Annotated in this window: 15 protein-coding genes and 1 riboswitch; all 15 genes read left to right on the forward strand. The window is 34.9% G+C overall.

Going from position 1 to position 13483, the window contains the following annotated elements; all coding sequences use genetic code 11:
* Positions 1-100: 100 nt before the first annotated feature.
* The 15 genes from HNR52_RS08500 (at position 101) to cobU (ending at position 13479) form a co-directional block, all read left to right on the forward strand.
* On the forward strand, positions 101-652 hold the full coding sequence (locus tag HNR52_RS08500; RefSeq protein WP_435620310.1) for a hypothetical protein: 552 nt from the start codon (positions 101-103) through the stop codon (positions 650-652).
* Positions 653-902: 250 nt separating this feature from the next.
* Positions 903-1703 (forward strand): AsnC family protein, encoded by an 801-nt coding sequence (locus HNR52_RS08505; protein WP_435620311.1) that lies wholly within the window; start codon positions 903-905, stop codon positions 1701-1703.
* 109 nt (positions 1704-1812) lie between these two features.
* Positions 1813-1959 carry a hypothetical protein gene (locus HNR52_RS08510; protein WP_435620312.1) on the forward strand — a complete coding sequence of 49 codons (147 nt, stop codon included), beginning with the start codon at positions 1813-1815 and terminating at the stop codon, positions 1957-1959.
* Complete coding sequence (locus HNR52_RS08515; protein ID WP_435620313.1) at positions 1946-2581, forward strand: hypothetical protein; 636 nt, start codon at positions 1946-1948, stop codon at positions 2579-2581. The genes HNR52_RS08510 and HNR52_RS08515 overlap by 14 nt, the downstream gene beginning before the upstream one ends.
* A 67-nt stretch (positions 2582-2648) precedes the next feature.
* Positions 2649-3287: a hypothetical protein gene (locus tag HNR52_RS08520; protein WP_435620314.1), complete on the forward strand. Its 639-nt coding sequence runs from the start codon at positions 2649-2651 to the stop codon at positions 3285-3287.
* Between the two features lie 422 nt (positions 3288-3709).
* Positions 3710-3881, forward strand: a riboswitch (cobalamin riboswitch).
* Positions 3882-4026: 145 nt separating this feature from the next.
* The gene (locus HNR52_RS08525) at positions 4027-4977 is read left to right on the forward strand and encodes an ABC transporter substrate-binding protein (RefSeq protein WP_435620315.1); all 951 of its coding nucleotides are present in this window, start codon (positions 4027-4029) and stop codon (positions 4975-4977) included.
* 1 nt (position 4978) lies between these two features.
* Entirely contained in the window at positions 4979-5968 is a 990-nt protein-coding gene (locus HNR52_RS08530) for a FecCD family ABC transporter permease (RefSeq protein ID WP_435620316.1), read from the forward strand.
* 1 nt (position 5969) lies between these two features.
* Positions 5970-6770, forward strand: coding sequence for an ABC transporter ATP-binding protein (locus HNR52_RS08535; RefSeq protein ID WP_013788712.1), 801 nt, complete (start codon positions 5970-5972; stop codon positions 6768-6770).
* A complete protein-coding gene (locus tag HNR52_RS08540; protein WP_435620317.1) occupies positions 6763-8145 on the forward strand; it encodes a cobyrinic acid a,c-diamide synthase CobB in 1383 nt (460 codons plus the stop codon). Before HNR52_RS08535 ends, HNR52_RS08540 begins: the two co-directional genes overlap by 8 nt.
* Positions 8135-9649, forward strand: coding sequence for a cobyric acid synthase (locus tag HNR52_RS08545; protein ID WP_435620318.1), 1515 nt, complete (start codon positions 8135-8137; stop codon positions 9647-9649). The genes HNR52_RS08540 and HNR52_RS08545 overlap by 11 nt, the downstream gene beginning before the upstream one ends.
* A 1-nt stretch (position 9650) precedes the next feature.
* The gene (gene cbiB, locus HNR52_RS08550; RefSeq protein WP_013788709.1) at positions 9651-10601 is read left to right on the forward strand and encodes an adenosylcobinamide-phosphate synthase CbiB; all 951 of its coding nucleotides are present in this window, start codon (positions 9651-9653) and stop codon (positions 10599-10601) included.
* Positions 10602-11087, forward strand: coding sequence for an ECF transporter S component (locus HNR52_RS08555; protein WP_435620319.1), 486 nt, complete (start codon positions 10602-10604; stop codon positions 11085-11087).
* 9 nt (positions 11088-11096) lie between these two features.
* Positions 11097-11828 carry an AIR synthase related protein gene (locus tag HNR52_RS08560; protein WP_435620320.1) on the forward strand — a complete coding sequence of 244 codons (732 nt, stop codon included), beginning with the start codon at positions 11097-11099 and terminating at the stop codon, positions 11826-11828.
* Between the two features lie 10 nt (positions 11829-11838).
* Positions 11839-12888, forward strand: coding sequence for a threonine-phosphate decarboxylase CobD (gene cobD / locus HNR52_RS08565; RefSeq protein WP_435620321.1), 1050 nt, complete (start codon positions 11839-11841; stop codon positions 12886-12888).
* 24 nt (positions 12889-12912) lie between these two features.
* Positions 12913-13479 carry a bifunctional adenosylcobinamide kinase/adenosylcobinamide-phosphate guanylyltransferase gene (gene cobU / locus HNR52_RS08570; protein ID WP_435620322.1) on the forward strand — a complete coding sequence of 189 codons (567 nt, stop codon included), beginning with the start codon at positions 12913-12915 and terminating at the stop codon, positions 13477-13479.
* The last annotated feature ends 4 nt before the right edge of the window (positions 13480-13483 follow it).

Genomic DNA, 13483 nt, shown 5'->3' on the forward strand with positions numbered 1-13483 from the left:
TAGCATTGATATACATGAGGGCTTCTTTGAAGATTGTGAGAATCTGAGAATGAGTGAGATATTAAAAGAAAATCAAAGATTATAGAGGGAGGATGTTTTAATGTCAATAAAAATTAAAAAGAAAACAATTATTTTCACAATTGTTGGCATCGTGATTGTATTACTGAGTTTGTATTTTATTTTCACGCACAAAGGAAATACTGTTAATTATGCAACCATATCAACAAATATGAAACAATTACAACAAGACGAAGAAAAATTTTTTCTTAACAATGTGCAAGTAAGCAATCTATCAATACAAAGGTGTCAAATGAAGGTTTCCGATAAAGTAGAACAGGGATTAAATTTTATTGTGACATACACACTACCTGGAATAAATAATGCTATAAAAAATCATAAAATTGGATTTCAAATAATATATCCAAAGAAATATGCAGATTTGATAGGGAGTAATATGACGCCCATAGCTTATGTATATCCCAACAATAACAATAATCAGACAATGTCTTCTGCTTTTAGCATATATATGCCAGGCATTTCTGACGATGAATTAGACAAATTGGTAAAAGAACAGAATGATTTCACAATATACATTTACATCGATCAATTAAAGAAAAAAGAAATTACAGTCCATAACGATATTACGAACTAAATCAATTTATATGAAAGGTAGAAAATATTAGATTCAATCAAAAAGCCTATAAAATTGATAATAAAATGGGACGGTGGGGAAGAAGACTTATTACTGCAAAATTTTGATATAAAAATGTATTGATGGCTCTTAATAGGGCTATTTTTTTATGGCTAAAAAATTTTTTAAAAAACTGTAACAAATTTCTTAAAAATTTGTCTTATATCATAGAGAGCAAATTTAGCAAAAAAGTTTTAGGGGTGGTACGATTATGAATAATATTTATGAGGAATTGATTATGTCGATTGGAGAATCAAAACTTTCAGGTGTTGATCCAAATAAAAATAGTTTTAATAAAATACTTGATAAAAGAGAGTTGGATAGGCGAAAAGAAGATTATAAAAGCATAATTTACCTATTTGACATCATTTTTAATTCTAAAGGTGTATTTGCTAATCTCTTAGAACAAGGATATTTTTTTGCACTTTGTGATAAAGAGGGATATGTAATAAAGCTGATATACGACCAAAAACTAAAGGACTATTTTAGTAGATTGCATTTTGTAGAAGGTGTTAGCTTAAGGATTGAAGATTGCGGCACAAATGCAATAAATATAGCAATGAAGTTGAAAAGGCAAGTAAAGATATGTGGAACAGAACATTATTGTCATCTATTTAAAAATTGGAATTGTACTGCAATTCCGATTGTAGATTATTACGAAAGAGAAATAATTGCATATCTTGATATGTCGACATTAAATATTGATTGTCTGAAAGAAGAAAGTGTAATACTTTGGAAGATTGCAGATTATATTGAAAAATGTCTTTGGCACATGCATGAGAAAGATGACTATCTAAGTTCAAAACTTGATCATCTTGATAGGTTAATATTATCTGCAATGGCATGTAAATATGAAAGGAAAATTGTGCTGAAAGAAATAGGAATTTCGGAGAGGACATTGCGTAGACATATAGAAAAACTTTATGAACTTTTTGACGTAAATAACGATTTGGGGATTGTCATGAAAGCGATAAATAATAAAATAATAGATACTTATGGGAACTTATTGTAAAGTTTATTGTTGACCGGAGAACGGTCACAGTTTTGACAATATACTACATAAAGTGACAAAGTATGATAAAAAAATTGACCTAATTTAGCACCTTCCCAAGTAAGGATAATTGGATTATAATAACATTAACAGAAATTGGCGCATCATTCACATTGATGCTGCAGCACATTATTATGATGAAAATTGGATTACACAACAAGCTGAGTACAATTATCGTATGGGTGATAGGATAACTGAAGAATATGGTTGGAGGTGATTTTATAAAAAATAAGCGCATAATAATCTTATGTTTAATAGCAGTAGTTGTATTGAGTCTTTTTATATATTATGATTACTACAGCTATAAGAAAAGTCATTTTCAGATTTATCTATATCAGACAAACGATGCACCTAATTTAAATTATAAGACGAAAAGCAAACATTTTAAAATTAATACAACGATTGAGATTGGGAAAAATACTAATACAAAGACGAATGGTTTAGATTCTACTGGAAACATCCAAAAAACACAAGATTCAAATGAATTTACTCCACTAAATTATACTATAAGAGTTGAGAACATTAGTAAGGGAAAATTAAATAACATTAAAATTGTTGCATTTCTTGACAAAGGGCTTGAGCCTTATATAATATCTGGACTTGTGTATTTTGGAACACCAATTCAACAGAGAATAGATTTAAATGCACCAAATACAAAGAAAAAAGATAATTGTATTGATGTTAGCAGATCTGCATGGCTACCAAATCTTTCTCAAATAGATGCAGATGAAAGGCAGAAAATATTAGATTCAATCAAAAAGCCTATAAAATTGATAATAAAATGGGACGGCGGGGAAGAAGACTTATTGCTGCAAAATTTTGATATAAAAATGTATTGATGTCCCTCAACGGGGCTATTTTTCTTGAACAGCTACTATATTCGCTATATGATGTGAGGTGATATCAATGAATCTATATAAGCAATTATACTTAGGGGATTTAGGCAATCGCATGGTTTACATATATGAAATATTTCTTATTAATGTAGCTGTATTGATGTTTGTTTGGCTTGGCTTTTCGCTTTATAAATGGAGACGATCTGGAAATAGGAATTTCATAAAATGGTGGGGGATAATAGTTGGTATTCTTTTTACTTTGGGATTGTATATACTGATTTTTTCTAAGATATTTTCTGGACAACAATATTTTGTTGCCTCCCAAACTGGCATTTACATTCCAAGATCAGTTGATATACTGAAGAATAACTATACAGGCGATAGGGACCAAGAGCTATGTTACATCGTTATGAAGTTCAATAAGACCCAAATGGATGATTTCATAAAATCTGCAGAAGAAAAAGGATGGAAGTTTGGCACAGTGATACCGTACTCATTAGCAAAATCACTACCACAACCTAATTTAATGCTTGGGAGAAAATATCCATTTCCAAAAGTGAAAAAGGATGGATACTATTATTTATATACAAATACAAAGTCCAAAGGTTCAACTTCTTTTAGAACTAACTATACGACTAATAAGCTATTCTTTTTGGATACTAAATCAGGTATATTGTACTTTTACTATGACAGTTTCGAACTTGCTTAGGATTTGCGTTTTGAACTTCATTAAAACAGTGTGCTTTTTGATACTACACATTTCATTTGATAATTGGCCCTTAGGGCTATTTTTTTATATAAAAAAATTTTTAAAAAACTGTAACAAAATGAGGAAGAAATTTGTCTATATATTCAGAGAGGAAATTAATCTTGTGAAATTTTCGTTATATAGATAATTTGTTTTATAGAAATTGGAGGCAGAGTGTGGGATGAAAAAATACAGGGAGTTTATCTTAAAGGCATTTATTTTGATTTCAATTATTTTAGCGGTATTCATCATGTTTGTGATTTTGGATATTACAGTAGTAAAAATTTATACAGGATGAGATGATAGATTCATGGCAAATTATTGCAAAAAAAGGCTGTTTATTTTCATTGACGCAATTTTGCATTAAAGATATAATATAGTTAAACTAAATATGGTCTTAAGGTCCGAAAGGTTAATAGGAAAAGCGGTGAGAAGCCGCTGCAGCCCCCGCTACTGTAAGCGATGATGAGGCTCAAAAAACCACTGGGGAAACCGGGAAGGTTGAGCTAAAGATGAATCGCAAGCCAGGAGACCTGCCTTAAGATGAGAAAAACACCTTCGGAGGGGAGGTTGGTAATGTGATACATATTTGCTTTAGAAAATATGGGGCATACCTTCTCGGTATGCCTTAGTTTTTTAGATTAATGTTTATGTGTTTTGCATTTTTCAAATCTTTAAGAAATTGGAAGGAGAGATCTAAGTGAAAAAGTGGATTAAAAATATTGTAGTTTTCATCATAGTAGCAGTTCTTTCATTAAGTCTTGTTTCATGTTCTCAAACTACAAAGGAAAAAGCATCTACTAATGCTAATTCTGTGAAGACGGAAGTTAAGGCTACATTCCCATTGAAAATTACTGATTTTATGGGTAGGCAAGTTACGATAAAAAAGGAGCCTAAGAGGATCGTATCATTATCTCCATCAACGACCGAGCTGATTTACGCAATTGGCGCTGGCAAAAATGTTGTTGGTGTTACTAATTACGACGATTATCCGCCGGAGGTAAAAAGTGTTGCGAAAGTTGGAGGATATGAAGGGCCTAATATTGAAGCTATAATGGCTCAGAAACCTGATATAGTTTTTGCATCAAATCTTTCTGGGAAGGACCAGATGGAGACTATCGAGAAATCAGGCATACCAGTGGTGGTATTAGAAGCGCAAAACATAAACCAGATATATGATTCAATAAAGATATTAGGTGAGATAACAGGCAATGTAGAAAAGGGAAATGAAATAATAAGCAGCATGAAAGATAAAATTAAAGAGATCAATGATAAAGTGAAGGATTTGCCGAAAGTAAATGTGTTTTATGTTGTTGATACAAATGGGAACTGGACGGCTGGCAAGGGAACATTCATCGATGAGCTTATAACATTGGCTGGTGGAAACAATGTAGCCAGCGATGCAAACGGATGGGCACAGTACAGCATGGAGAAACTAGTACAGAAAAATCCTGATGTGATAATCACATCACCACATGCTGCAAACGCTAATGAAATAAAAAATATGGCAGGTTATAAGGATACAAAAGCGGCGAAAGATGGCAAAATATTTATAATCTCCAACGATGACATTGTCACTAAGCCATCTAATAGAATTGTCTTAGGATTAGAAGAAATTGCAAAAGATTTGCATCCGGAGGCATTTAAATAAATTGAAAGTGAGAAAAAGCTTTTATTTGATAATTTCTGCAATGGTTTTGATTGCATCCTTGATGTTTTCTGCATCAGTGGGTGCAGTCAAAATGCCATTAAAAAGCATTATTGATGTCATTTTTGGCGTTGGCAATGCTACAGACAAGATGATATTGTTGAATCTCAGATTCCCAAGGATTATTGAAGCTGCTTTCACTGGGATGGGACTTTCTGTGGCAGGTACATTCTTTCAAGGACTTTTGAAGAATCCTATGGCAGATCCTTATGTTTTAGGCATATCATCAGGAGCTGCATTTGGAGCATCTATTGCTATCGTTTTAGGGTTTGGGCTTCTTGGTCTTCAATTTTTTGCATTTGCGTTTGCTCTCATGACTATTTACGTAGTATACATCATATCCAAAAGAGGACATTACATTAAAATGCAGACGATGCTTCTTGCAGGCATTGCCATCAGTGCTTTTATGTCATCTATTATTTCTCTCATGATGCTTTTAAATCATGATGAAATGTCTCAAATAATCTTTTGGACCATGGGTGGATTTAGTCTTATTAGTTGGGAGCAAATTTTTTACACAGTTCCAATCATATTCATTGGGTGTATAACATTATACGTGTTTTCAAGAGATCTCAATGTGATTATGACAGGTGAAGAGATTGCGGAGCATTTGGGAATAGATACTGAAAGAGTAAAGAAAATTATTTTGATTGTGGGGTCTTTAATAACGGCTTCTTCTGTTTCAGCAGGTGGTATAATTGGATTTGTAGGGCTTATAGTGCCACACATATCAAGGCTTATTGTAGGCTCTGACAACAGATTTTTAGTTCCTTTTAGCGGTATTGTAGGTGCAGCGTTTTTGGTGTTAGCTGACACACTGGCGAGGACTGTGATGGCTCCTGTAGAAATACCAGTTGGCATAATAACTGCTGCCTGTGGTGGTCCGTTTTTCTTATACCTTCTTGTCAAAAATAAAAATAAAGAGGTTAAGTGAAATGACAATAGTAAATGTTGAAGATCTCCATTATAGTTATGGCAATATTCAGGCTTTGAAAGGTGTAAATTTTAAGATAGATGGATATGAAATGGTTGGCATATTGGGAAGCAATGGTTCTGGCAAGACAACTCTTTTGAAGAACATTTCAGGTTATTTGAAGCCCAGCAGAGGCAATGTATTTATGATGGACAAAAGTGTCCACAAAATGCGTTCGAAAGACAGGGCGAGGATTATCGGCTATGTTCCACAGGATTTGTATTTTGACTTTGAATTTACATCTTACGATGTTGTGATGATGGGAAGGACACCTTATTTAAGGAGGTTTCAAAGAGAGACCGAAAAAGATGTAAGCATCGTAAAAGAAGCTATGATTCTTACAAACACATGGGATCTTAAGGATAGATATGTAAATGAATTAAGCGGTGGTCAAAGGCAAAGGGTTTATATTGCAAGAGCATTGGCTCAAGAGCCTAAGATTTTGTTATTGGATGAGCCGATTTCACATTTAGATGTAAAATATCAAGTAGAAGTGCTTTCAATACTTAAGCGATTGACCGCAAAGGGAATACTCGTGTTTTCTGTTCTTCATGACATCAATTTATCATCTCAATTTTGTGATTTTATTCTGCTTATGAAAGATGGAGAGATTATATCAATGGGGACGCCAAATGAAGTTATAACTGTAGAAAATATAAAGATGGTTTTTTCTGTGGATGCACATGTAATCAGAAATCCCATTACAGATACACCTCTTATTGTTATTTCAAAAAGACAAGGGGATGGTTTAAAAATTGTGTAAAGCATTTATGATAGCTGGAACTCATTCTGGTGTAGGTAAGACTACTATTACTATTGGTATAATAGGATATCTTTCTAAAAAGTACAAAGTCATTCCGTTTAAAATAGGACCTGATTACATAGACACAGCATATCACAGATTTGCATCTGGAAATTCCGCGTATAATTTGGATGTTTACATGCTTGGAGATGATTACGTAAAAAAGTCCTTTTTAAAGCACGCTTTATCTGTAGATGTAGCTTTAGTAGAAGGCGTCATGGGCATGTACGACGGAATCAATAATACAAGCTATGGCAGCAGTGCTCATGTGGCAAAACTTTTAAGCTTACCTGTCGTACTTGTCGTTGATGCATCTGGAATTGCCGCAAGTGTATCTGCCTTAGTTAAAGGCTATATAGAATATGATAAAGATGTAAAGATTAAAGGAGTAATTTTCAATAAAGTCGGCAGCGAAAAACACTATAAGCTTTTAAAAGAATGTATCGAAAGAGATTTGGGTATAAAGGCATTTGGATATCTTCCACAAGATGATATGATAAGTCTACCCGAGAGACATCTTGGTCTTATGCCTATATACGAGACAAAGGGAGAGCACAATTTCAGCATTTTGTACGACAGAATAGGTGAGTTTATAGATGTAGATGGCATTCTCGATTCATGCGATGTGGAATTGAAAAAAGATGATTTAAACGATGGAAAAGCGGCAGCAAAGACAAAAGAAGATATCAAGATTGCATTTGCATACGATGAGGCGTTTAATTTTTACTATCAGGATAGCTTAGATTCATTGATTGATGCAGGAGTAGAGTTAATACCATTTAGTCCACTGCATGACGATGTTATTCCTAAAGATGCAGTTGGAATTTACTTAGGTGGAGGATTTCCGGAAGTTTTTGCTGAAAGATTAAGCAAAAATCATTCCATGTTATCTTCAATTAAAGGAAGCATTGAAAAGGGAATGCCGGTCTATGCGGAATGCGGTGGTTTTATGTACCTTGCGAAAAAAATCGTTGATCTAAATGGAGATGGATACAACATGGTAGGAATATTCGATTTAGATGCCATCATGACGAAAAGGTTAGTCAATTTTGGCTACGCTGAGGCAGAAGTTGTAAAGGACAATGTGTTATTTAAAAAAGGAGATGTCATCTTTGGTCATGTTTTTCACAATTCGAAGATGTCAGGGATACACGATGATTTTGCATATGAAGTGCATAAACCACATTCTGAAGAAAAGTGGCCGTGCGGATATGTGTACAAAAATTGTTTAGGTACTTATGTTCACATCAACTTATTGAAATACCCAAATGCTGTAGAAAGATTTATAAGCCATTGCAAAGATTATGGTCGGGAGATGGGAAAGTATGGCATTTAAGATAATGCTTCAAGGTACGGCATCATCTGTTGGGAAAAGCTTGTTGGTGGCTGCTCTCTGCAGGATATTTAAGCAGGACGGATATTCGGTGGCACCATTTAAGTCACAAAATATGGCTCTTAATTCTTTTATAACAGATGAGGGTTTGGAGATGGGACGAGCACAAGCTGTACAAGCTGAAGCTGCAGGAATAAAACCGTCGGTGCTTATGAATCCTATACTTTTAAAGCCAAGCTCAGACAAAAATTGTCAAGTTATACTAAGAGGCAGAGTTTATGATAGCATGGATGCATCTTATTACCAGGAATTCAAGCCGAAACTTTTAAGCATGATAAAAGAGGATTTTGACAAGCTTAGCCAGTCGTACGACATAGTAGTGATTGAAGGTGCTGGAAGTCCTGCCGAGATAAATCTTAGAGAAAAAGACGTTGTAAATATGGGATTGGCGGAGTTGGTGGATTCACCGGTATTGATAGTAGGTGACATAGATAAAGGCGGTGTCTTCGCGTCTATTGCAGGCACACTATTGCTTTTAAATGATGATGAAAGAGAAAGGGTAAAAGGAGTCATAATAAACAAATTTAGAGGCGACTTAGAGATATTAAAGCCAGGCTTAAAGATGTTGGAGGACATAATTAAAAAAGATGTCATCGGTGTAGTTCCTTACACGGATGTATATGTTGATGAGGAGGACAGTGCGACAGATGCTTATTACGGGAGAAAAAGCGGTGGGGCTATTGATATTGCGATTTTAAATCTTCCACACATATCCAATTTTACTGATTTTGAACCATTGAAGAAGATTCAAGATGTAAATGTAAAGTACGTAAATAAAGGGGAGAAAATCGGCGACTGCGATGTATTGATAATACCAGGTACGAAAAATACGATAGGAGATCTTAAAGCACTTAAAGATGCCAGACTTCATCATGAGATTTTGAATTTGAGAAAAATGGGAAAGCTTATAATCGGCATATGTGGAGGATATCAGATGCTGGGAAAAAGGATATTGGATCCACAACACATAGAAGGGCCTGTTAGTGAGATGGAAGGTTTAGGATTATTAGATGTAGAGACAGTTATTTCACATGAAAAGATCACAACACAAGTTAAAGCCCAAATTTCCGATGATTTGCCTGATTTTTTATCACCAATTAAGGGGCTATTTGTAAATGGATACGAGATACACATGGGCATAAGTTCTACAGGAGAAAAAAGTTTTTCCAATATCATTACAAGAAACGATGAAAAAATATCTGTCAGTGACGGATGTGTAAGCAGTGACGGGAAAGTGTTTGGTACGTATATGCATGGAATATTTGAAAACACGGAGTTCACAAGGAGACTTGTAAATATTTTAAGAAGCTCAAAGGGGTTAAAAGATATAGATTACATTGAAGACTACAGGAAATTTAAAGAAAGAGAGTACGACAGGTTGGCAGATGTAGTAAGAAAAAGCTTAGACATAAATAAAATTTACCAGATAATGAAAGGTAGTATCTGATATGGAAGTGATAGCTGCATATTTTTTAGATCTAATGATAGGCGATCCGCCAGGATATCCTCATCCAGTAAGACTCATGGGAAGACTAATCAGCTTTTTAGAGTGCAAATTTAGAAAGATTGCTAAAACTGAAAGGCAAGAAAGAATCGCCGGTTATTTCTTGTGTGCCATTGTTGTCTTTACAAGCTATATAAGCGGGTACTTTATCATTTACATTGTGAAAGAAATAAATGTTTATTTGGGCAAGATTTTAGATATGCTTCTCATCTATACTTGCCTTGCAACTAATGATTTAGCGAAATCAGCTATGAGAGTATACAATCCTCTTAAAAAAGACAACATTTTTGAAGCTCGGAAGATGTTGTCTTTCATTGTAAGCCGTGATACGGAAAATTTAGGCTACAGTGATATCATAAGAGGTGCTGTTGAGACAGTGGCGGAAAACATATCTGATGGTATAATTGGGCCTTTGTTTTACGCTTTTATAGGCGGTGCGCCGTTGGCATTGGCCTACAAGGCTTCCAGTACACTTGACTCGATGGTTGGCTATAAAAATGAAAGATATTTAAACATAGGATATGCTTCTGCAAAGCTTGACGATATTTTGAATTTCCTGCCAGCCAGGATAACAGGGCTTTTGATTGTAGCATCATCATTTTTGCTGAGATATGATTATAAAAATAGCTTCCGCATTTTAAAAAGGGATAGATTAAAGCACGAAAGTCCCAATAGTGCACATGGGGAAGCTGCTGTTGCAGGTGCGCTAAATGTGGAGTTAGGAGGGCTTAACTACTATTTTGGAAAGCCTGAACTGAAACCGAAGTTGGGAGATGGCAAAGAAGCACCTGAATTGAACCACATCAAAGATACTGTAAAGATAATGTATATGACATCTTTTCTGGGGCTTATTTTATTCTTTGCTTTTAAAACAATATTAACAGGAGGTATATAGATGAATACAAAAACAACAACGATTAAAAATGTTAAAACATTGACACTTGTGGCTATGCTTATTGCCATGAGTGCCGTTGGTGCCATGATTAAAGTTTACAATACGGTGGCGTTTGATTCACTGCCGGGTTATTTTGCATCTCTTTATTTCGGAAGCTACATAGGAGCAATCGTCATTTCTTTAGGCCACATTTTTACTGCACTTACATCTGGTTTTCCGCTTGGAATACCAAATCACATTATCATTGCTGTGTCGATGGCTGTATGTGCATATTTTTATTCACTGGTGTATAAGAAGTTTAACAGCTATGTAGCGGTCGCTGTTGGTACCATATTAAATGGGCCTGTTGCGACACTTATCTTTGTACCGCAGTACGGTTGGGGATTTTTCATTCAGATGGTGTTACCTCTTACTATTGCATCTTTTACAAATGTCCTTTTAGCGTCTATCATTTATAAGACAGTTTTAAAAATGATAAAAAGGTGATAGATGCATATGATAGAGAAGTACAGGGATGTTTTAATCATACACGAAGGCGATGTTGCATTCGCCGTATCATGTGACAGCACAGGTGCAATCGGGGAAAAGGAAAATGATGTTTTAAAGGTAGATGCTGAGATGGTAGGAAGAGCAGCCATTAAAGTCGCTTTGTCAGAGCTTCTATGTGTTGGTGCTTGGCCAATCGCAATATCAGATGCCTTATCAAATGAAATGAATCCCACTGGTATTAAGATCATAGATGGAATAAAAAAAGAGCTTGTTGAAAATGAGATATATGACGTTGCTTTAACTGGCAGCACAGAGGAAAATTTTCCTTCAACGATGACAGGTGTTGGCGTGACAGTTATTGGAAGGGCAGCGAAAGAGGATTTAAAAGTGAGAAAGGCTATGGCAGGCATGGAAGTAGGACTTTTTGGTTACCCCCGTGTTGGACAAGAGGTTTTGCATTTTAACGATATTCTTTCCCTTAAAGATTATGTGAAAATATTTAGATGCGGCGAAATAGCAGAAGCCATTCCTGTAGGATCAAAGGGAATAAAATATGAACTTGATGTGCTTAAATTTACTTCTGGACTGAATTTATTAAGAGAATACGATGACGAGATTGATGATGGAAAGTCAGGTGGACCTTCCACATGTTGCATTGTAGTTTACAAAGAAGATGATAGGCAGATAGTTAAAAATCTCTTAGACAAGCCATTTATTCGGTTAGGAAGACTATTTTGAGGTGAATTGAATGGATAAATACGAACATGGTGGCAATATATATGTTTACGATAAAGATGTGATAGATTTTAGTTCAAACATAAATCCTCTTGGCTTTCCGGAGTGTATAAAAGATTCCATTGATATTGTGGATTTGACAAAGTACCCTGATGTAAACTACACAAAATTGAAAAATTCTATTTCAAAATATACAGGGCTGAAAAGTGAAAATATAATAGTTGGCAATGGTGCTTCTGAACTTATTTACCTTTTTGTTAGAGCATTTTTTCTGAAAAAGCCCCTTATACCATCACCTGCTTTTTTGGAATACGAAAGAGCAGTCACTTTGTTAGGGGGAAATCCTTTCTACTACCAAATTCCTGAAAAAAATGGATACGTGATTGATGCAGATGAAATAGTAAACTGCTTCAAAGAAGTAGATTCTGTCATCATAGGAAATCCAAATAATCCTACAGGAAAAGCAATAAAGCGAAAAGATGTGGAATACATAGTGAAGGAAGCGAAAAAGCTTGATTTGCCAGTGATGATAGATGAGGCGTTTATGGAATTTATATACGATTATGAGGAATACCAGTCTTTAGATCTCATAAATGACTACGATAATCTTTTTATCATAAGAGCTGCCACCAAATTTTTTGGTCTGCCAGGATTGCGCTTAGGATACGGTTTTGGAAGTGAAAATTTGATAAAGAGATTGGAAGCTTATAAAGAGCCTTGGACGGTAAATGTTTTTGCTGATGCAGCAGGAAGAAAGATTTTTGCTGATGTCAAATTTATGGAAAATACAAGAAAATACATAAAAGAGGAAGTAGATTATTTGACGAATGAGCTTAAAAAGATAGATGGATTAGTCGTTTTTGATACGCAAGTCAATTTTATGCTTTTAAAGCTGAAGAACCGGAGAGTTAATGATTTAAAAGAAGAATTATTAAAAAGAGGGATACTGATAAGAGATGCTTCAAATTTCAGGTATTTGGACGATAGGTATTTTCGAGTGGCTGTAAAAAGCCATGATGACAATGTAAAATTGGTAGAAGCTATAAAAGAAATTTTAAAATGATTTTTCCGAAAGAAGGTGTTTTTATTGGCTTTGATTATGGTGACAGGTGGTGCAAGGTCTGGCAAAAGCCAGTTTGCAGAAAGTCTTGCTGTGAAATACGGCGGTTACAGCGTACTTTACATAGCTACATCTATACCGTTTGATGATGAGATGAAAGAAAGAGTTAGAAGGCACAGAGAAAGAAGGCCAAAGGAGTGGGAAACAGCAGAAGCTTACAAAGGCATTTCTGATATAATAAGAAGCACAGATAAGGAAGCTGTGCTTTTAGACTGTCTGACAGTGATGGTGTCCAATCTCCTGTTAGAAATTGATATGACGTGGGAAGAGAAAGATATAGAAGATGTAGTAAGAGCTGAAAAAAAAATAACCGGGGAAGTTGATGGCTTGATAAAAGCCTCTAAAGAGAAGGATAAAGATGTAATAGTCGTGACAAATGAAGTTGGAATGGGACTTGTCCCGGAATATAAATTGGGAAGGATATTTAGGGACATATCAGGTAGAATGAACAAAAAAATTGCTGAGAATGCTGATTATGTCTACTTTATGGTTTCAGGCATACCCTTAGAAATAAAAGATAATAGCTTGCGGTGATGTG

Source organism: Thermoanaerobacterium thermosulfurigenes (assembly GCF_051201035.1).
In the GTDB taxonomy this organism is placed as follows: Bacteria; Bacillota; Thermoanaerobacteria; order Thermoanaerobacterales; family Thermoanaerobacteraceae; genus Thermoanaerobacterium; species Thermoanaerobacterium thermosulfurigenes.